Here is an 18,968-nt window from a genome sequence, read left to right on the forward strand (position 1 = left end):
AAGTTCCTTTATTAAGGGTTGACGATCAAATTTTAGTCTGCTGGAATGTAATCGATTACAAGCAATAAGCCAAAACAACAACAGCAAGGCGAATCCTCATGAAAACCATACAAGGGCCAGGGCTCTTCCTGGCACAGTACGTCAGCGACGAAGCGCCTTTCGACTCATTGCCGACCCTGGCGGCGTGGGCTGCAAAGCTTGGCTTCAAGGGCGTACAGATTCCCACCTGGGACGAGCGATTGTTCGATCTCAAGCGTGCCGCCGAAGATCTCGATTATTGCCGGTCCATCCAGACCCTGTTGAGCGAACACGGCGTGGTGATCACCGAGCTGTCTACCCACCTACAGGGTCAGCTGGTGGCGGTGCATCCGGTTTATGATGACGTGTTCGACGGTTTTGCACCGGCCCACCTGCACGGCAACCCGGAGGCCCGTCAGGCCTGGGCGGTGGATCAGGTCAAGTTGGCCGCCAAGGCGAGCAAGAACCTCGGACTCAAGGCGGTCGCGACCTTCTCCGGCGCCCTGCTCTGGCCCTTTCTCTATCCTTGGCCACAGCGCCCGGCGGGCCTGGTGGAAGCGGGGTTCGAGGAGATGGCCCAACGCTGGCTTCCGATTCTGGACGTGTACGAAGAAGCCGGTGTCGACCTCTGCTACGAGATTCATCCCGGCGAAGACCTGCACGACGGCGCCACCCTCGAGCGTTTCCTTAAGGCCACGAACCATCACCCGCGCTGCTGCATTCTGTACGACCCGTCCCACTTGCTGCTGCAGCAGCTCGACTACCTGGCCTTCATTGACCACTTCCACGACCGTATTCGCATGTTTCACGTCAAGGACGCCGAGTTTAATCCCACGGCCCTGCAAGGCGTTTATGGCGGCTACGAATCCTGGATCGACCGTGCCGGCCGCTTCCGTTCCCTCGGCGACGGCCAGGTGGACTTCAAGGGCATCTTCTCCCGGCTGACGCAGTACGATTTCGGCGGCTGGGCGGTGATCGAGTGGGAGTGTGCCATGAAGCATCCCGAACAAGGCGCCGCCGAAGGCGCACGTTTCGTGGACGAGCACATCATCCGTGTCACCGACCGCGCCTTCGACGATTTCGCCGATGCCGGCGTGGACGACGCCGGCAACCGGCGCTTGCTGGGTCTGAAAGACTGAGGATGGTATCGCCATGACAAGTAATAACCGTATTCGGCTAGGCATGATCGGCGGCGGCCAGGGCGCTTTTATCGGTGGCGTCCACCGCTACGCAGCCCGACTGGATGACCGCTATGAACTGGTTGCCGGGGTCTTCAGTGCCCGGCCCGAGGTCAATCGCGCGTCAGCCGAGGAACTCCGGGTCGACCCGGCGCGTTGCTACGACGATGTACCGGCGCTGATTGCCGGCGAGTCCGGCCGCGAAGACGGCATCCAGGCCGTAGCCATCGTCACCCCCAATCACCTGCACTTCGAGGCCGCAAAAGCCTGCCTGGAGGCGGGCCTGCACGTCATCTGCGAAAAGCCGATGACCCTCACCGCAGACGAAGCGGAAACCCTGGCAGATCTGGCCCAACAGAAACAGGTCCAGTTTCTGCTCACTCATCCCTATGTCGGCTACCCGCTGATCCAGCACGCGCGAGAAATGGTCAAGCGCGGCGACCTGGGCAAACTGCGGATGGTTCATGTGGAATATGTGCAGGAATGGCTGGCCGAAGCGCCGGGACCGGATAATAAACAAGCGGAGTGGAGACTGGATCCCGAGCGCGCCGGTGCGGCGGGTTGCCTGGGCGATATCGGCACCCATGCCTATCAGCTCTCTGCCTTTATTTCCGGCCTCACCCTGGATGCGGTCAGTGCCGACATCAGCGCGATGGTTGAAGGCCGCCAGCTCGATGACAACGTCCACGCGCTGCTGCGCTATACCTCCGGCGCCAAGGGCATGCTTTGGGCCAGCCAGTGCGCGCCGGGCTTCGAGAACGGCCTGCGCATCCGTGTCGTCGGTGAACGGGCCTCAATGGAGTGGGGCCAGGAGAATCCCAACGAACTCTGGTTCGCCCCCCTCAACGCACCGCGCCAGCGGATTACCCGGCGCGATGACTGGCTGAGCGACGATATCAACCGCAGCGTGCGGATTCCCGGCGGCCACCCGGAAGGCTATATCGAAGCCTTCGCCAATCTATATCAGGCCCTGGCGGATGCCTTGGAGGGCGATACCGCAGCCTCGCTGCCCGATGCCAACACCGGCATCGACGGTCTGCACTTCATCAGCGCGGTACTACGTTCCAACCAGGCGGATGGCGCTTGGGCCACGGTGCCGCCACCGGTCGGCAAGGAACGGCGCTCAGGGAGACGCTTCGATGACTGACCCCATTATCCGCACCCACAACCTGTGCAAGTCATTTGGCCCGGTCAAGGTGCTCAAGGGCATCTCGCTGGACATTCAACCCGGCGAAGTCCTGGGTATCCTGGGCGAGAACGGCGCGGGCAAGTCCACCTTGCTCAAGCTCATCAGCGGGGTCTACACGCCCACCAGCGGGAGCATCGAGATTCAGGGCGAGCGCTTCGATCAATTGGACCCGATCCTGTCCCGGCACAAAGGCATCGCCATGATTCCCCAGGAATTCAACCTGGTGCCGACACTCAAGGTGTACGAGAACGTGTTCCTCGGTCAAGAACGCCGGCGCAAGGGGCTGCTGGACAAGGCCGCCATGCGCGCCGAAACCGCCCAAGTGCTTGAATCCCTCAAGGTCAATCTCAATCCCAACGCCACCATCGGCGAACTCAGTGTCGCAGAAAAGCAGATGGTGGAAGTGGCGCGCGTGCTGGTGAACGACGCCCGTGTGGTCATCCTGGACGAGCCCACCACCGTGCTCACCGAGCGCGAAGTCACGGTGCTGTTCGATGTGGTTCGCGCCATGCAGGAACGCGGCGTCGCCGTGCTGTTCATCTCCCACAAGCTCAAGGAGGTGAAAAACCTCTGCCAGCGCCTGTTGATCCTGCGGGACGGCGAGCAGGTGGAGCTGTGCGATGTAGCCGACCTGAACGAAGACGACATGGCCCGCAAAATGGTCGGGCGCGAACTGTCCCAGACCTTCCCGGAGAAGCAGGACCATCCTACCTCCGTCGCGCTGGAGCTGAAGAATCTCAACATCCCCGGCCTGGTCCGGGATGTCAGCCTGAAACTGCACCACGGCCAGGTATTGGGATTGTCCGGGCTGGTGGGCTCGGGTCGCACGGAAATCGCCGAGGCCCTGATGGGCCTGCGCAAACATAGCAAAGAAAAACTCGTCATCAACGGCAAGGAACCGGTGATCCGTTCGGCCAACGACGCCCATGCGGCGGGTTTGGCCTACCTGTCGGAAGACCGGCAGGGCAAAGGTCTGGTGATGAACTTCAGCCTCACCGAGAACATCACCCTGCTCAGTCTGAAGAAGTACACCGCCGGGCTGATCAATCGCGCCCAGGAACGCCGACAAGCCCGGGATTTCCAATCCAAATTGGCGATCAAGGCCGCCAGCCTGGAAACCCATGTGGGCCTGCTCAGTGGCGGCAACCAGCAGAAGGTGTACCTGGCCAAACTGCTGGATATCGACCCGGACATCCTGATTCTGGACGAGCCCACCCGCGGTATCGACGTCAACACCAAGCGCGAGATCTATTACCTGACTCGCGGCCTGGCCGAACAGGGCAAGGCGGTGATCGTGATTTCCTCGGAGCTGGAAGAAATCATCGGCCTGTGCGATCCGGTGCTGGTGGTGCGTGAGGGGCGCATTGCGGCACAACTCACGGGCGACCAGATCAACGAAGAAGACATCATGCTTTATGCCGCCGGCGCGCGGGAGACCGCTTCCGGAACAACAGAACAACAAGGAATAACCCCATGAACCAGGCCAGACTTGCCGGCGCCCGGCTCTCCGACCGCCTCCGCAACAGCGGGCTCGATTTCAGCATCCTGGCGCCACTGATCGCGCTGATTGTGCTGCTGGTGATCTCGTCGCTCGCCAGCGAATATTTTCTCGACCTGCGCAACCTGACCAACATAGCCCGCCAGGTGTCCTATACCGGCATCATCGCCATTGGCGTCACCTTCGTCATTATCGCCGCTGGCATCGACCTCTCGGTGGGCTCGATGGTGGCGCTAGTAGGCGTGGTACTGGTGTATACCATCAACCAGTTCGCCGACCCGGTGCAGGGCGTCATATTCGGCCTGGCCATGGCGGTCCTGAGTGGCGCCTTGTTTGGGCTCATCAACGGCGTGCTGGTGACTTGGGGGCGAATCACTCCCTTTATAGCCACCCTGGCTACCATGTCGATCTACCGCTCGCTGGCGCTGTATTTCTCCGATGCGGGGGAGATGGTCTCGACGAATTCTCTGTTCCCCGAGATCGGCGGCGGTTACGCCCTGGGCCTGCCGATTCCGGTCTGGACCTTCCTGATCATTGCCGTGCTGGCCCACATCCTGTTGGCGCACACGCCCTTTGGCAGGCATCTGTGTGCCGTGGGCTCCAACGCCCAAGTGGCGCGCTATTCGGGCATCCGGGTGCCACGGATCATTCTGACCACGTTCATCATTGCCGGGGCCTGCGTGGGAATTTCATCCATCATGCTGGCCTCCCGCCTGAACTCCATCAGCCCCAGCGACGCTGGGGTGTTCTACGAGCTGGATGCCATTGCCGCCGTGGTGATTGGCGGCACCGCCCTGTCGGGTGGTCGCGGCTCGATCTGGGGCACCGTTCTGGGCGCACTGATCCTGGGCGTGATCAATAACATGCTCAACATGCTGGGCGTCTCCCCCTACCTGCAGGGGCTGGTGAAAGGCGGCGTCATCCTGGTGGCGGTGCTGATGCAGTACAAGCAAAGCCGTTAGCGATCTAAAACGCCGTTAGCTCTCTGAAAACGCAGTGAACAACAAAAAACCATGGCGAAAGCCATTCGATCGCACCGATACACCTGTGTCGGATGACAACAACAAGACAGAAAGGATCAAGACTATGGGACTCAAGCGACTGATCAAAGGCACCCTGTTCGTCGGGGCGCTGTTACTGACTCCGTTTGCCGCCAGCCATGCGGACTACCGCATCGGTGTCAGCGTACCGGCCGCTGACCACGGCTGGACCGCCGGGCTGCTCTGGTGGGCCCAGAAAGCCGCCGACGACCTGGGCAAGAAGTATCCGGACACCGAATTCTTCGTGGTCGCGGCCAATTCCGGCACCAAGCAGGTGGCGGATGTGGAAGACCTGATGGTCAAGCAGATCGATGCGCTGGTCATCCTGCCCCACAACCCGGCCACCCTCCAGCAGGTCATTTCCGAGGCCTACGACAGTGGCATCTACACCGTGGTTGTCGACCGGGAACTGGAAACCCCCGCGCAAAACGTCTTCATCGCCGGCGACAACGCGGGCATGGGCCGCGAGGCCGCCAAGTACATGGCCGAGAAGATGGATGAAAGCGGCAATATCATCGTCATCGAGGGCATGCCAATCCCCATCAACGCCCAGCGTGTGAACGCCTTCAACGAGGTCATGGCCCAATACCCCGATATCAAGATCCTCGACTCCCAGCCGTCGGACTGGTCGCCGCAAAAAGCCCTGCGTGTGATGGAGAACCTGCTGCGCAAGCATCACGATATCGATGCAGTTTGGGCCGGGGACGACGACGTGCTCAAGGCCGTCATGCAGGCTATCGAGGAAGCTGGCCGTGACGACATCAAGCTGGTCGTCGGCGGTGGCGGCTCCAAGGATGTGATCGGCATGATCAAGGATGACCATCCGGTGGTGCAGGCTACGGTGACCTACCCGCCATCAATGGTGGCCTCCGCCATCGCCCTGGCCAATACCGGCGTGCGCGGCAAGAACCTGGGCGATATGTACCACCATGTACCGGCCCGCATCGTGCTGGATGCCGAGCTGATCACCGAGGAGAACGCCAAGAACTTCTACGTGGAAGATGCGGCTTACTGAGTTGGACCCGCTGCCCGGGGGTTCCTCGGGCAGCCTTGCCCTCCCCTCTCCACCCATCCCCTCCCTGGCTCGCCTGAACGATCCGACCTCAACACCCGCGGCAAACACCTGTATATTCATTCCTTTGTGCTGTCAGACTGACCGCATGACACGCCTTGGTGAATAACGACAGGGAGCGCCATGACGCGGCGTCGCATTGGGTTCTGGCTTGTCCTTACTCTGATCGCGGTATTACTGGCCGCCGGCCTTTGGGTCCGGCACGCCTGGCATGACTTGTTGCAGGCCAATGGCATCGAACAGCTGGATTGGCAGGGGCTCGACCTGTCGTTTTCATCGCTGCTTGTGGACGCGTTTACCGTGCACCAGACGCAAAGGTCCCGGCAGATCCAAGCGCAGGGCCAGGGTCTGAAGCTCGATTGGGAATGGCGCGGGCTGGACCTACAGGTTACGGCGCTAGAACTGCGGCAACTCCGGCTCGACGTACACACGCAACCCGAGCCTGAAGTGGATTCAACCGGAATCGCCGAATCGATACCGGACATACCGCCAGAACCACCCACCTGGCTGCCGCGCACGCTGAACATCGAGCGTTTTCACGTGACGCTGCCCTGCGCGACCGGTCGTTGTCCGCTGCAAGGTACGCTCGACGCCGCTCGAAATTCCGACCTGCTCCCGGCTCAGATAACGCTGGTCCTTCACCACGACGATCATGACGTTGAAGCCGACATCCACATGGATGGAGGTGAGACTAATGCGCTGGACCTTACCGGAACATTGGCTATTGACGGCGAACGTGCACTAGCGGCACAAACCGAATACCGGACCGACGACGGGCATGGACTTACCCGCTGGACTGGAACCGTCGAACTGCCCCGAATCCCCCGCACCGACTGGTTGCTCAGCTGGCTGAAAGCCTGGCAATCCTTGCCGGTCGACACTTTGCCCGACGGCCCGGAAACCGGCGAACTCAAGACTGAATGGCAACTGCAGTGGCCAACCGACGCGGCTCCGCTGCAGCAGGTGACCGGCTCGGCCTCCGTCCATGGGCGCCTGCCGCAGCCCTGGCCGTTGCCCGGCGTGGGCACGCTCCAGGGCAGCATCAGCGCTGAACTGCAGGCTCAGCAAGGCACATGGCGGGCGCAAACAGCCCAGGCCGATCTGCAACTCACACAGCCGGCAAGCTGGATCTCGACGCTCCCGGAGCCGCTGCGCGCCAAGCGCATTGCCCTGAGAATCCAGCCGGCGAACCCACTGCCGGGCACGGCTCGCCCGTTGCTGCCTCTCAAGGTCACTGTTCAGACCCAGGGCAACGCCGATTTAAACATCGACAGTCATCTAGCGGTCGCAACCGAAGCACCATGGGCCGCCAAACTTGGACACACCCGAATTCAGGGGAGCCTGCCCCGCTACGAGATCGCCGGCTGGCGCCTGGAAAAACCCGAGCTGGATATCACGGTCTCCGGCCAGGCCGATGCCAAAGCGCTTGCTCTCAAGCTGGCCAAGGGCTCCAGCTTGCGTGTGAGTCAGGTCAACGGCGGCGAATCAGAGGCTCCCTTGTCGATAACCGGTTTCCAGGCGAACCTGGCCAATCTACCGCTGGAAGCCCGCTACGATCTGCAGCAAGCCCGTCTCGGCACGCTTTCCCTTCGCGGCCCGGTCACGCTATCCGCGCAGCGCCTGCAGCAGCCGCAGCTAAAACCCCAGGGCTGGACGTTCGATGGCGACCTCGCCGCCAATCTGCAACGCCTGACTCTCGAAGGCCGTTTGGGCAGCCGGGCCGGCGCCAATGCCGACATCGCCCTCCGCTATCCGTTCCAGGGCGCCCTGAGCCTCGATGCCGAAGCGCAGATCGACGGCAAGCAAGGCGGGGAAAACTGGGCCGCCACGCTCTCTCAATGGCCGGCCACATTGTCTATCGACCGGGGCGGCATCGAAGCCGTTGCGAACCTGACCGTACCCCACAGCGGAGCATGGACGCTTGAAAGCACCCTGGATGCCGACGCTCTGTCCGTCACCTATAACCGCATGGCGCTGACCGAACTGGATGGCGACGTTGTTTTTGACCTTACCCCGAATCAGCTTGAGGCCAGGACCATCGAACTCCGCCTGAGCGAGGTAAACCCGGGCCTCCCGATTGGCCCTATTACCGTCGCTGGCCGCTACCGCGCGCAGTTCGACCGTCCGGCCACTGGCACCCTAACACTGGATGCGGCCAAGGCCGAGCTGCTGGGCGGCAGGGTTCGTGTCGCCCCGCAACGCTGGGAGCTTGCCGAAACACCCCTCCGCATTCCGCTACAGGTCAGCAACCTTCAGCTATCGCGGCTCATGGCACTCTACCCCGCAGAGAATCTCTCCGGCACCGGCATACTTAACGGCGAAGTGCCGGTATGGATCGCGCCGGACGGGGTGCATGTGGAAAAAGGGCGGATCAGCGCGCAGGCGCCGGGCGGCCGGCTTCAATTGCCCGGCGATCGGCTGGCCGGTTTTGCCCAGGGTAACGCAGCGATGCAAATCGTGGCCGAAGCCGTGAAGAACTTTCATTATTCCGTGCTCGACAGCACCATCGACTACGCAAAAGACGGCACGCTGAACCTAGGCCTGCACATCGAAGGCAACAATCCGAATGTGCGCGACGGCCAGCCGGTTGTGCTCAATATCAATCTGGAGGAGGACATTCCCGCCCTATTGACCAGTCTGCAACTCAGTGGCCGAGTGAACGAGGCCGTGACCCAGCGGGTCAAAAAACTGGTCGAGAAACAACAATCCGGCGATATGCCCGACCTCGAAATAGAGCGCGGGATCGAGTAAAACGGAATACAGCATCAACACGAGGCCACCGATGTACGGTAGCCACAGAAAGGAGTGCGTAGTTATGGCGAGTTCCATACCGGAACGCTTTTCTCCGGGCCGATGCCGGCTGGCCCTGGCCGGGCTACTGGTTGCATTTGTCAGCGCGGCCTGTACCCCGACGGTGCAGATGGCGGCGCCGAAAGAGCCCATCACCGTTAATCTGAACGTCAAGATCCAGCACGAAATCTACGTCAAGGTGGACAAGGATGTGGAAGCGCTGTTCGAAGAAGAAGGCCTGTTTTGATCGCTATCCGGGAGACTATGACATGACTGTATTTGCACGCATCGGCACGCTATTACTGGCCCTCTGCCTCAGCCTGCCGGCCCTGGCCATCGGCCTGGACCAGGCCAAGAGCCAGCTTGAATCGGCCAAGAGTCAGGGCCTTGTCGGCGAAACCGCCACCGGCTATTTGGCTGTGGTGAAGAATCAGGGGCAGGCCCAGGCCATCGTCGAAGCCATCAACGAAGCCCGCCGGGACGAATACGCCCGCATCGCCGAAAAACACGGCATCGCCGTAACCAAGGTGGAATCGGTCGCCGGAAAAAAAGCCATCGAAAAGACGCCAACGGGACAGTACATCAAGGTAAATGGGGAGTGGCGAGAGAAGTAGATCCACGCTGGCCGAACAAAACCGGGGCGTTCGAAGACGCCCCTTCTTACGAGTACTGTCAGGGTTCAGCTTGCGCGGTGCTTTGCCCGAACGCTTAAAAGACCAAGCACACCCAGAGCCAGTAACGCTAATGTGCCCGGTTCGGACACAGACACTACTGCTGGGCGGATGAAACCCGATGCAAAGGAGAAATCGTTAACCGTTTGCTGATTCGGGTTCAGCCAGAAGTTATTGAATAGGCCATCAATGCCCAAGGTGACATCCTCGAACAGGTACGTCACATAGCTGTTGCTCGACTGCTTGATGCCCAGGACCCAGTCTACGGTCTGCCCCAACCACGCCTCAGGCACATCCAGCGAATAGGCAAATTTATAGGCGTCTGCCTCGTCGTTCTCGGCAACCGTCAGAGTGAATCCCGGCAAATCGCCGGCCTCATCGTCCTTGCCGATATAGTCGAAACCGCCGCCCCAGGCGCTGTTCACGTAGCTGGTAATATCCGCACCGTTGGCTATGCCGGCGTCGGTGTATTGGCAGGCATCCGCGAAAGCGCCATTGGCCACGGCGCTTTCCGTGGTATTGACGCCATCTCCGCACGCCACGGGCACGGCCATGACGTTGCCAGAACCCAGGGCAAGCGACATCAGCGCCATACCCCCAATAAAACCGTGTGAAATCAATCCTTTTGTATTCATGATCGCAACCTCCCACGCTTAGGGAGCCTCTGGAAAAGTCCATTCTGCGGCGAATCGCAGCGTTGCGCGGTGCTCGAAAGCTCACCTACCAGGCAGGTATGCCTCGCTTTCTGCGCTCCGTGCGCCTTGCGCTTCATCCACAGCCTGAACTTTTTCAGAGGCTCCTTAGAACATGACCTCCGTTTGGGGCCCATCCCGAATCGTTACCGATCAAATCTGACTTATTCAGGCAAAAGAGGGGCCAGAAGCCATCAACTCTAGGAATTAACATAGGTTAAGAATAAGAGGTAAGTATCCAGAGCTGGAAAGCGTAAAAAACCCTGACACAAAGGCTGCAAAGCAAGCTCTTCGAACCATGAATCACACAGATCATGACGAGCAGGTATACCGTCACAGGAGGGTCTTGCGGCTACTGCCAACCCCGCAGAGCGTCCAGGCAGTCATCCAGAAAAGGTTGCGGATCGGGCAATACGGCCTCATCGGCCACGACACCAAACTGCACCTGGCCAGCATAACTGACGATGCTCAGGCCTAGCCCGATGTCGCCGGATTGCGGTACCCAAAACATCTGCTCGCGCACCCGGCAACCCGCTAGATAGCGGGTCTCGGGCGAACCGCGAACATTGGAAACCACGGCGGTTGCCTTGCGGCAAAACAGGTCGGCGACAGGCTGCTGCCATAGCCTGGGCAACAAGCCGGCAGAGCACATCAACCCCCAGGAAATGCCCGGCTGCCAGGAGCGCTTCAGCCGGCGTGTTTCCTGCTTGACCCGGTACAGGCTCTCCAGCGGACTCTGAGCGTCCACCGGTAAGGGCACGAACACGGTACCGAACAGATTGCCCAGCTCGCCAGGCTCAGGCCGCACGCTGTCGGGCAGCAAGCCCCGAATGTCCACCGGCACAGCCGCGTGGAGCATGACCTCTTCCAGGTCGAGATTGTCCTGCTCAAGTTGCTTGCGCAACGCCTGGGCCACGCAGGCCAACAGTACGTCATTGATCTTACAATTCGTGTCGCGGGCGATGGTGCGGAATGCGGCAAGGGGTACCGGGGCGGACCAGCGGCACGTGCGCCGCCCCAGTAGTCCCGGTTTAAGACGCGTAGGCGTGTCCGCCGGCTCCAGCACATACTGACTCAGCTCGTTGACCAGACGCAGACCGGTCCACGCCGCCCGCTCCAGTTGCTGGCGCCGGCCATCCAGTGTGCTACCCGGCTGGTCTTTCTCTGCCGCTTCCACGTCATCCAGCGTTCCGGTGTCCGCCAGCTTGACCTGGGACTGCAGCCATTGCCACCCGGCGTCCCTCCAGCGCGAGGCGTCGGATGCTTTTTCCGAGCCGAGCGTTGCAGCGGGCATGGCGTCCGGAGCGGTAGTCGTCAGGGCATTGAAAAGATCGATCAGCGATAGGCCGTCGGCATAGCAGTGATGCAGCCGCAGCACCAACGCCGCGCCACCCCGTGCCTGGGGCAACAGCCAGAAACACCAGCGCGGCCGGTAGTCCGGTAACGGTTGATTGAGTCTTGCGGAAAGCCAGGTTTGCAACGCCGGCTCATCGAAAGCGTCTGGCACCACCTTGAGATGATGGCGCAGACGGAAGAGCTCATCCTCTTCCCACCACCAGGCCGCCCCATTGCGCACTGGGCGGCAGCGAAAGCGTTCGACCCGGAGCCAATGATTTTCCAGAAAGCGTTTGAAAACCGGCGCCGTCAAACCGTCGACCCGGAGCATGACCGTGATGGTCATAGGATTGGCAGGGGATTCCATGGATAGCCAAGCGGCGTCGACCGGTGACAACAAGCTGGTTTCCGCGTGGCTCAAGATCCGACGTCCCTAAGGTGTTCTCGTTATCCATAGCGCTGCCCCGAAGAGAGGCAGCGAACGATTGGCATATGGCAGTCCGATGACAGCCCAGCATTGTGCCAGACATACAGAACCCGCTCCACTTACACGCAGGCCAGATAAGCATCGGATCCACCACAAAAAATTACACCCTGTTAAACGCAAATCCATATACTCGAAGAGGTGAGGCGCCGCTATAAAATTGTCATTTCGGGCCAAACACCACTTCATACTTTGGTCGCACTTTCTGGATAAGCTGCTGATTTCGCTTAGAATGAAAGTAGGTGGCCGAAATAGCGGGGACCTGAGCGCAATCGCGCCAATACAGGTCTGCAACAATAGCGTTAGAACGAATAAGGATTGGAACGGACAAATTTGCAAACACGGAGAGTTTCCGTAAAACAATAGGTAGCTCTGAACAGTCCGGAGACCTTCGGGCTGGCGTTCAGAAGCTTCCAACCCCGATTTCGGGAGGCCAACGATGAAAGCAAGTGACGTACGCAAGCTGATCAAGCCAATCGACAGCATCTACTCGGAGATGTTTTCCGGGCGCGTGTATCGAATTGGCAAAGGTGCCGTATCGGTTCGCAACCACAGTGGCGAGGCAGAGCAGACGGTTATCGGCGTACATGGCTTCCTGGAGAATCACTGCTACTTCACTCAGGCCTACGACGCGCCAACCACCGAACTGATCCTGCTGAGCTGCAGCAATTACCACATCCCGGTTAACGGCGTGACGCCGGAAGATGCGCACTGGGAAGTGCCCATCAAGTACCTGGAAGCCACTATCGATTACGACGCCTGCATTCTTAACCAAGTGCTCGCGAACTTGCCAACCACCGATCAAGTCCGTGTGCATGGCCATTCCCGCGGTGGTGCCGTGATCCTGGAAGCCGTCCGCCAGCGTCCGGAACTGTATGAAAACGTCGAGATCATCCTGGAAGCGCCCGTGCTGCCCCAGGCCAAACTTCACGCCCTGGTCACCACGGTGCTGGAACCCGTGAGCCACGGCATGTGGCCCTGGCTGATCCGGCTGATCAACAGCGCACCGTCCTCGGCCTACGGCCAGACCTTCTTCGGCAAGATGAACCCGCGCAAGAAGCAGTTGCTAAGCCACCTGTTCTCAGCCACCAAGGACCACCTGACCATCGTGCGTAATATCGAAGACATCATGGCGTGGATGGAGCGCACACCGACGGATATCTACGACAACATCCGTCACGGCACCTTCTTGATTCCCCGGGTGGACCGCATCCTCGACCGCACGACCATGCTCCAGAGCGCCAGCCAGAGCCCCACCACCATGCGTATTATCGAGACCGAGGCGCCCAGCCACTTCATCACGCTGGACAGCAAGGAGTGGATTCCGTCGCTGGAAAGCGTACCGCCAGCTTCGAGTATTGCCTGAGGCCGCAAGCGGCGCGATGCGGCTTAGAGGTCGCGACCAGGCAAACACGTTGCGCCTTGCTCAGGCGACGCCGGTCAGCTTGTCCAACTGGGAATGAATCTCTGACTCGATACGGGACTTGAACGGACGCAGCATCAGGCCCAATTCAAGGTGCACGTTCAGCGCCTGCGGCAACACATCGAGATAGCCTTTCACGCCACTGCGCTTGAACCGTAGCGTATCCTCGTCCCAGCTGTAATCCACGTCGAATTGTTTGGACAGGTCCTTGGCAAGTTCTTCCGCGGCCTCCCGTGCATGGGCATGATCAAGGGAATGGCTGCGGTTGATATCAATCGTGGACATGGACACTCCGGGTAAAAACAGTTTGAAGTTGAAGATCGAGCCGGTTTCCGACCGCTGTCAGCCGGCACTCTCTGCCAGCACTCTCTGCCAGCACTCTCTGCCGGCACTCTCTGCCGGCACTCTCTGCCGGCACTCTCTGAAAGTTTAAGAGTTTCCCTCGCCGGCGCAAGCAGCCAAGATAATCCGCGCTTCTCGATACGGCCTGCACAAGCCGCTTGTAGCCTGTCGCCTGACCGTTAGAATACAGGATTGGCCTGGAACGGCAGAGGGCTGTTCCTACGGAACCTCCGAATACATCGATTGGCGATTCTGCACGCCTTATGGGGCTCGTGCTGAAAGCTCATGGTTCAAGGAGGCTCCCTACATTTCCGGACAGGAAACCGCTCATGACAGACCCGCAGACCTCCAGCAACGCACCGCAGTCCACCGGCGCCCCGGAGGACACCATCGATTTTGGCTACCGGCAAGTCAAAAAGCAGGAGAAAGCCGGCCAGGTGGCTGAAGTTTTCCATTCGGTAGCCGGTAAGTACGACATGATGAACGACCTCATGTCGATGGGTATCCACCGGTTGTGGAAGCGGTTCACCATCGAGTTGAGCGGCGTTCGCCCCGGGCACCGTGTGCTGGATATTGCCGGCGGCACCGGCGATCTGACCATGAAGTTCTCCGATTTGGTGGGCCGTGACGGCCAGGTGGTGCTGGCGGACATCAACGCCTCGATGCTGCAGGTCGGCCGTAGCCGCCTGACCGACCGGGGCTACGTGGGCAACATCGAGTACGTTCAAGCCGATGCCGAACACCTGCCCTTCCCGGACAACAGCTTCAATGCGGTCAGCATCGCTTTCGGCCTCCGCAACGTTACCGACAAGGACCAGGCCCTGCGCGACATGTGCCGGGTGCTCAAGCCCGGCGGCAAGCTGCTGGTGTTGGAATTTTCCAAACCGACCAATGCGCTGCTGAGCAAAGCGTACGATCTATACTCATTCAATGCCCTCCCCTTGATGGGTCAGTTGGTGGCCGGTGACGGCAACAGCTATCAATACCTGGCGGAATCTATCCGCATGCACCCCGACCAGGAGACGCTCAAAGGCATGATGGATTCAGCCGGTTTCGTGAACACCCGGTATCACAACATGACCGGCGGCATTGTCGCGCTACACGCGGGGATCAAGCCCTGATGTTTCCCGGTCCGACCCTGCAGGCAGCCGTCACACAGGTTGTCGAACTGGCTCTGAATCGGGCCCTGGCACTGGATTCGGTGGGGCGCCCGGCACTGCTCAAAGCCCTGGATCAGCCGGTACTGTTCGTGTTCGACGGCCTCAAATTATGCCTCTCGTTGCAGACGGCCGGCGACCAGGTCCGGGTCGGCAGCACCGAACCCGAGGCCCCCGCCTTAACGGTGAGTGGCCGCCCGCTGGCTTTTGCCGCTTTGGCTCAAGGCGATGCACGCGTCTTCAGCGACGGCCGGCTCAACGTGGACGGCGATGTCGCCCGCGCCCACGCCCTGCAACGGGCGATCGATCAGCTCCAACCGGATTGGGAAGCGGCCCTCGCGCGTCATCTGGGCGACATGCCGGCGCACTTTATCGGCCAGCGGGTTCGCGCCGCCCTGAGCTGGCAACGCCAGGCCCTAGCCTCCCTGAACGCCAGCCTGGAGGAGTACATTCATGAGGAAAGCCGCTCCCTGCCGGGACGTAATGAATTATCGGCGACGTTCGAGGACATCGACCGCCTGAGCCTGCAGGCCGACCGGCTCGACGCCCGTGTGCAAAAACTGAAAACCCGGCTTGAAGCCGATCCATCCCAACCGTCGGAGCCGTCGTGACTCGCATTCAACGTGTTTTTCGCATTGGCTGGGTATTCAGCAAGTACCGACTCGACGAATTTCTACCCCTGACCGATCTGCCGTGGCCCCTTCGCTTTGTGCTGCTGTTCGCCCCCTGGCATTTTTTCCCGGCACCCAACAAGCCACGCGGTGAGCGCCTGCGTTTGGCGCTAGAGGAACTCGGCCCGATTTTCGTCAAGTTCGGCCAGATTCTCTCCACCCGGCGCGACCTGTTGCCGGACGACATGGCACTGGCGCTACAGCAGCTGCAGGATCGGGTTCCGCCCTTCCCCGGCGAGCAGGCGCGAGCGATTGTCGAACGCTCACTGGGACAAACCGTCGCCCAGCTGTTCCAGACCTTCGACAGCAACCCTATGGCTTCGGCCTCTGTGGCCCAGGTGCATGCCGCCACGCTGCATAGCGGTCAATCGGTGGTGGTCAAGGTGATCCGTCCGGGCATCGAGCGTGTGATCCGCCAGGACATCGCCCTGATGCTGCTGATGGCGACCCTGCTTGAGCGCTATTGGTCCGAGGGGCGGCGGCTAAGGCCGCTCGACGTCGTACGCGATTACGAACAGACCATCTACGATGAGCTGGACATGCAGCGCGAGGCCGCCAACGCCAGCCAGCTACGGCGCAATTTCGAGGGCTCAACGCTGATCTACATTCCGGATGTGTTCTGGGATTACACCAGCCAGCAGGTGATGGTTATGGAGCGCGTCTCCGGCATTCCTGTCGCCGACACCGAGGCACTGAACGCCGCCGGCGTCGACATGAAGGTGCTGGCCGAAAAAGGTGTGGAGATCTTCTTCACCCAGGTTTTCCGTGACAGCTTCTTTCATGCCGATATGCATCCGGGCAACATCTTTGTCGATGCCAGCAATCCCCAGGACCCGCGTTACATTGCCATCGATTTCGGTATCGTCGGCACCCTGGCACCGGAAGATCAGAGCTACCTGGCGCGCAACTTGCTCGCCTTCTTCCGCCGCAACTACCGCCAGGTGGCCGAACTCCACATCCAGTCCGGCTGGGTACCCGCCCATACCCGGGTGAATGAATTCGAGGCCGCTATCCGCACTGTGTGCGAACCCATTTTCGAGCGCCCCTTGAAGGAAATTTCCTTCGGCCACTTTCTGTTGCGCCTGTTCCAGACCGCCCGGCGCTTCGAGATGGAGGTGCAGCCGCAACTGGTTCTGCTACAAAAAACACTACTCAATGTCGAAGGCCTGGGCCGCCAGCTCTATCCCGATCTGGATCTGTGGAGCACCGCCCAGCCTTTCCTCGAAAGCTGGATGCGCCGCCGTATCGGGCCTCCGGGCATGCTGAAATCCCTCAAGGAACATCTACCCGCGTGGTTGGAACAATCGCCGGAGATGCCGCAACTGGTGCATGACGCCCTGCTGCGTTTGCGCGACCTGGATCGCACCCATAACACGGATCACGCTACACTACGGGCTTTACAGAAAGCGGAAGCGGATCACCGGCGCGGTCTACGCCGCATCGTCCTCGGCATCGTCTGTCTGGCCGGCGCGTGGATGACCACGCAGCAGGCAAGCTGGGCCTCCATCGAGGCGATACCGCCGCAAGGCTGGGTGCTCGTTGCAGCCGCCGGCTGGCTTCTGATCGGCCGCCGCTCCGGAACCTAATTACAACTGACGGAACACTATGCAAGACTCGACTTCGAACACCGCCGGCGACTGGCTCGATGCGGTGCGCTGGGATGACCAGGGCTTGGTACCGGCGATTGCGCAAGACGCTGCCACGGGCGACGTGCTAATGATGGCGTGGATGAACCGCGAGGCGCTGGAACTCACCGCGAAAGAACAGCGCGCCATCTATTGGTCCCGTTCACGGGGAAAGCTCTGGCGCAAAGGTGAATCGTCCGGTCACGTGCAGCAGGTCGCCGAAATCCGCCTCGACTGCGATGCCGACGTAGTGCTGCTCAAGGTGGAACAACTGGGGGGCATTGCCTGTCACACTGGACGTCGCAGCTGTTTCTACAGCCGGCTGGAAAATGATCGCTGGGTCAGCGTCGAGCCCGTCCTGAAAGACCCTGAGGCGATTTACGGCGGCAGCGGAGATGCACAGCTATGAGCAATGAGACTGAAGCCCGCGTGAGCAACGAGATTGAAACCCGGGACGTACTCGGCGCCTTGGCCGGCGTGCTTGAGGCACGCAAGGCGGCCAGCCCGGACAGCTCCTATGTCTCGAGCCTGCACCATAAGGGTCTGAACAAGATCCTGGAGAAAGTAGGCGAGGAATGCACCGAAATGCTGCTTGCGGCCAAGGATGCCCAGCAATCGGGCGATACCCGGGAACTGGTCTGCGAAACCGCCGATCTTTGGTTCCACAGCCTTGTAGCCCTATCTCACCTGGGGCTGGGGCCGGACGATGTCCTGCAGGAACTTGCGCGTCGCTTTGATCTTTCAGGCCTGGACGAGAAAGCGGCACGGGCAGCAAAATCGTAAATAGGCAAACCGCGGAAGTCACAGTGGCCGATCCAGGCGTTATTCAGAGGCTCCTTAGCAAATCCGTAACCGTCAGGGGTTAGGGTACCTCCGGTCAACTGGCGTACACTATCCGTGTGGGTGGCGACAGACAGCCATCCAAGGCTACAACGTGAATGAGGAACCCGGAATGGGTATCAGTATCTGGCAACTTTTAATCGTTCTTGGCATCGTCGTGCTTCTGTTCGGAACCAAGAAACTGCGTAATATCGGTACCGATCTGGGTGGCGCGATACGTGGCTTCAAGAAGTCCATGGGCGAAGAAGACGACGCTGCCAAGGACCGTAACGACAACCTCGAGCAAAAGCGCGACGGTAACGTCTACGAGTCCACCAGCACCGAGCATTCGGACGAAAAATCACGTAGCTGAGTCCAGCCTGTATGTTCGACATTGGCTTTCTTGAGCTGCTGATTTGCGGGGTGATCGCGCTACTGATTCTCGGGCCCGAGCGTCTACCCGGTGCGGCCCGCACCGCAGGCCGCTGGATCGGGCGCAGCCGCCGTCTGGTCAGCCAGTTCACCACGGAGCTGGACCGTCAGATAAAGGCGGAAGAGCTGAGGGAAAAGTTGAGCAAAGAAGGTGGTATCGATCTGGCGGGCGTTCAGAAGAACATCCGCGAGGGTCTCGACGAAGCCCGTAAATACCAGCACATGGTCTTATCCGATAAGCAAGCCCGCCAGTCAACCCAGGCATCGGCCTCGCGGCAGGATACTGTAGAGCGGACCGGCACGACCGCACCCATGCGCTCGGCGCCGGAGGCCGAACTGCCTTCCGCACCGGATGAGCGTCCCAAACTGGACCACGATGCCGAACAGACCCGTTCGGACTCAGAGAAATCCGCCCCGGAAGAACGTAAATGACGTCCCGCCCCGCAGGAGATGACGTGTCCTCCGCTGACAAGGATAAATTGGAGAACACCGCACCGGCCAACGATGGCCCGGATCCGGAAGAACATCAGGA

Annotated in this window: 19 protein-coding genes; 16 read left to right on the forward strand and 3 right to left on the reverse strand. The window is 60.4% G+C overall.

Annotation, left to right across the window (positions count from 1 at the left end; genetic code table 11):
- Positions 1-98 precede the first annotated feature (98 nt).
- The 8 genes from FXO11_RS17690 (at position 99) to FXO11_RS17725 (ending at position 9,399) form a co-directional block, all read left to right on the forward strand.
- Positions 99-1,157, forward strand: coding sequence for a sugar phosphate isomerase/epimerase family protein (locus FXO11_RS17690; protein ID WP_148864261.1), 1,059 nt, complete (start codon positions 99-101; stop codon positions 1,155-1,157).
- A 13-nt stretch (positions 1,158-1,170) separates the two neighbouring features.
- The gene (locus tag FXO11_RS17695) at positions 1,171-2,343 is read left to right on the forward strand and encodes a Gfo/Idh/MocA family protein (RefSeq protein ID WP_148864262.1); all 1,173 of its coding nucleotides are present in this window, start codon (positions 1,171-1,173) and stop codon (positions 2,341-2,343) included.
- Positions 2,336-3,862 (forward strand): sugar ABC transporter ATP-binding protein, encoded by a 1,527-nt coding sequence (locus tag FXO11_RS17700; protein WP_148864263.1) that lies wholly within the window; start codon positions 2,336-2,338, stop codon positions 3,860-3,862. Before FXO11_RS17695 ends, FXO11_RS17700 begins: the two co-directional genes overlap by 8 nt.
- Positions 3,859-4,845, forward strand: a complete 987-nt coding sequence (locus tag FXO11_RS17705; protein WP_148864264.1) for an ABC transporter permease — start codon at positions 3,859-3,861, stop codon at positions 4,843-4,845. Before FXO11_RS17700 ends, FXO11_RS17705 begins: the two co-directional genes overlap by 4 nt.
- Positions 4,846-4,969: 124 nt before the next feature.
- A complete protein-coding gene (locus FXO11_RS17710) occupies positions 4,970-5,938 on the forward strand; it encodes a substrate-binding domain-containing protein (RefSeq protein WP_148864265.1) in 969 nt (322 codons plus the stop codon).
- A gap of 180 nt (positions 5,939-6,118) precedes the next feature.
- Complete coding sequence (locus tag FXO11_RS17715; protein WP_148864266.1) at positions 6,119-8,746, forward strand: intermembrane phospholipid transport protein YdbH family protein; 2,628 nt, start codon at positions 6,119-6,121, stop codon at positions 8,744-8,746.
- Between the two features lie 64 nt (positions 8,747-8,810).
- The gene (locus FXO11_RS17720; RefSeq protein WP_148864267.1) at positions 8,811-9,032 is read left to right on the forward strand and encodes a YnbE family lipoprotein; all 222 of its coding nucleotides are present in this window, start codon (positions 8,811-8,813) and stop codon (positions 9,030-9,032) included.
- Positions 9,033-9,054: 22 nt separating this feature from the next.
- Entirely contained in the window at positions 9,055-9,399 is a 345-nt protein-coding gene (locus tag FXO11_RS17725) for a YdbL family protein (protein ID WP_148864268.1), read from the forward strand.
- A 65-nt stretch (positions 9,400-9,464) separates the two neighbouring features.
- Here the strand turns inward: FXO11_RS17725 and FXO11_RS17730 are convergent, their stop codons facing one another.
- Positions 9,465-10,091, reverse strand: a complete 627-nt coding sequence (locus FXO11_RS17730; RefSeq protein WP_148864269.1) for a PEP-CTERM sorting domain-containing protein — start codon at positions 10,089-10,091, stop codon at positions 9,465-9,467.
- A 409-nt stretch (positions 10,092-10,500) separates the two neighbouring features.
- Entirely contained in the window at positions 10,501-11,904 is a 1,404-nt protein-coding gene (locus FXO11_RS17735) for a WS/DGAT domain-containing protein (protein ID WP_148864270.1), read from the reverse strand.
- 502 nt (positions 11,905-12,406) lie between these two features.
- On the opposite strand from FXO11_RS17735, the gene FXO11_RS17740 reads away from it, so the two are divergent.
- Positions 12,407-13,333 carry an alpha/beta hydrolase gene (locus FXO11_RS17740; RefSeq protein WP_148864271.1) on the forward strand — a complete coding sequence of 309 codons (927 nt, stop codon included), beginning with the start codon at positions 12,407-12,409 and terminating at the stop codon, positions 13,331-13,333.
- Between the two features lie 60 nt (positions 13,334-13,393).
- Here FXO11_RS17740 and FXO11_RS17745 read toward each other — a convergent pair whose 3' ends face one another.
- Complete coding sequence (locus FXO11_RS17745) at positions 13,394-13,675, reverse strand: polyhydroxyalkanoic acid system family protein (RefSeq protein WP_148864272.1); 282 nt, start codon at positions 13,673-13,675, stop codon at positions 13,394-13,396.
- A gap of 386 nt (positions 13,676-14,061) precedes the next feature.
- On the opposite strand from FXO11_RS17745, the gene ubiE reads away from it, so the two are divergent.
- The 7 genes from ubiE to tatB all read left to right on the forward strand — a co-directional run bounded on the left by ubiE (position 14,062) and on the right by tatB (position 18,868).
- The gene (gene ubiE, locus FXO11_RS17750) at positions 14,062-14,853 is read left to right on the forward strand and encodes a bifunctional demethylmenaquinone methyltransferase/2-methoxy-6-polyprenyl-1,4-benzoquinol methylase UbiE (RefSeq protein ID WP_148864273.1); all 792 of its coding nucleotides are present in this window, start codon (positions 14,062-14,064) and stop codon (positions 14,851-14,853) included.
- Entirely contained in the window at positions 14,853-15,500 is a 648-nt protein-coding gene (locus tag FXO11_RS17755; protein WP_148864274.1) for a ubiquinone biosynthesis accessory factor UbiJ, read from the forward strand. Before ubiE ends, FXO11_RS17755 begins: the two co-directional genes overlap by 1 nt.
- Positions 15,497-17,146, forward strand: coding sequence for a ubiquinone biosynthesis regulatory protein kinase UbiB (ubiB, locus tag FXO11_RS17760; protein WP_148864275.1), 1,650 nt, complete (start codon positions 15,497-15,499; stop codon positions 17,144-17,146). Before FXO11_RS17755 ends, ubiB begins: the two co-directional genes overlap by 4 nt.
- 19 nt (positions 17,147-17,165) lie before the next feature.
- Complete coding sequence (gene hisI, locus FXO11_RS17765; protein WP_148864276.1) at positions 17,166-17,594, forward strand: phosphoribosyl-AMP cyclohydrolase; 429 nt, start codon at positions 17,166-17,168, stop codon at positions 17,592-17,594.
- A complete protein-coding gene (locus FXO11_RS17770; RefSeq protein ID WP_148864277.1) occupies positions 17,591-17,968 on the forward strand; it encodes a phosphoribosyl-ATP diphosphatase in 378 nt (125 codons plus the stop codon). The genes hisI and FXO11_RS17770 overlap by 4 nt, the downstream gene beginning before the upstream one ends.
- Before the next feature lie 169 nt (positions 17,969-18,137).
- Complete coding sequence (gene tatA, locus FXO11_RS17775) at positions 18,138-18,377, forward strand: twin-arginine translocase TatA/TatE family subunit (protein ID WP_148864278.1); 240 nt, start codon at positions 18,138-18,140, stop codon at positions 18,375-18,377.
- 11 nt (positions 18,378-18,388) lie between these two features.
- Positions 18,389-18,868, forward strand: a complete 480-nt coding sequence (gene tatB / locus FXO11_RS17780) for a Sec-independent protein translocase protein TatB (protein ID WP_148864279.1) — start codon at positions 18,389-18,391, stop codon at positions 18,866-18,868.
- Positions 18,869-18,968 lie beyond the last annotated feature (100 nt).

Origin of the sequence: Marinobacter fonticola (assembly GCF_008122265.1) — a bacterium.
In the GTDB taxonomy this organism is placed as follows: Bacteria; Pseudomonadota; Gammaproteobacteria; order Pseudomonadales; family Oleiphilaceae; genus Marinobacter_A; species Marinobacter_A fonticola.

Coding starts and splice junctions, on each gene's coding strand:
- FXO11_RS17690 (WP_148864261.1), top strand. CDS start 99: ATGAAAACCATACAAGGGCCAGGGCTCTTCCTGGCACAGTACGTCAGC.
- FXO11_RS17695 (WP_148864262.1), top strand. CDS start 1,171: ATGACAAGTAATAACCGTATTCGGCTAGGCATGATCGGCGGCGGCCAG.
- FXO11_RS17700 (WP_148864263.1), top strand. CDS start 2,336: ATGACTGACCCCATTATCCGCACCCACAACCTGTGCAAGTCATTTGGC.
- FXO11_RS17705 (WP_148864264.1), top strand. CDS start 3,859: ATGAACCAGGCCAGACTTGCCGGCGCCCGGCTCTCCGACCGCCTCCGC.
- FXO11_RS17710 (WP_148864265.1), top strand. CDS start 4,970: ATGGGACTCAAGCGACTGATCAAAGGCACCCTGTTCGTCGGGGCGCTG.
- FXO11_RS17715 (WP_148864266.1), top strand. CDS start 6,119: ATGACGCGGCGTCGCATTGGGTTCTGGCTTGTCCTTACTCTGATCGCG.
- FXO11_RS17720 (WP_148864267.1), top strand. CDS start 8,811: ATGGCGAGTTCCATACCGGAACGCTTTTCTCCGGGCCGATGCCGGCTG.
- FXO11_RS17725 (WP_148864268.1), top strand. CDS start 9,055: ATGACTGTATTTGCACGCATCGGCACGCTATTACTGGCCCTCTGCCTC.
- FXO11_RS17730 (WP_148864269.1), bottom strand. CDS start 10,091: ATGAATACAAAAGGATTGATTTCACACGGTTTTATTGGGGGTATGGCG.
- FXO11_RS17740 (WP_148864271.1), top strand. CDS start 12,407: ATGAAAGCAAGTGACGTACGCAAGCTGATCAAGCCAATCGACAGCATC.
- FXO11_RS17745 (WP_148864272.1), bottom strand. CDS start 13,675: ATGTCCACGATTGATATCAACCGCAGCCATTCCCTTGATCATGCCCAT.
- ubiE (WP_148864273.1), top strand. CDS start 14,062: ATGACAGACCCGCAGACCTCCAGCAACGCACCGCAGTCCACCGGCGCC.
- FXO11_RS17755 (WP_148864274.1), top strand. CDS start 14,853: ATGTTTCCCGGTCCGACCCTGCAGGCAGCCGTCACACAGGTTGTCGAA.
- hisI (WP_148864276.1), top strand. CDS start 17,166: ATGCAAGACTCGACTTCGAACACCGCCGGCGACTGGCTCGATGCGGTG.
- FXO11_RS17770 (WP_148864277.1), top strand. CDS start 17,591: ATGAGCAATGAGACTGAAGCCCGCGTGAGCAACGAGATTGAAACCCGG.
- tatA (WP_148864278.1), top strand. CDS start 18,138: ATGGGTATCAGTATCTGGCAACTTTTAATCGTTCTTGGCATCGTCGTG.
- tatB (WP_148864279.1), top strand. CDS start 18,389: ATGTTCGACATTGGCTTTCTTGAGCTGCTGATTTGCGGGGTGATCGCG.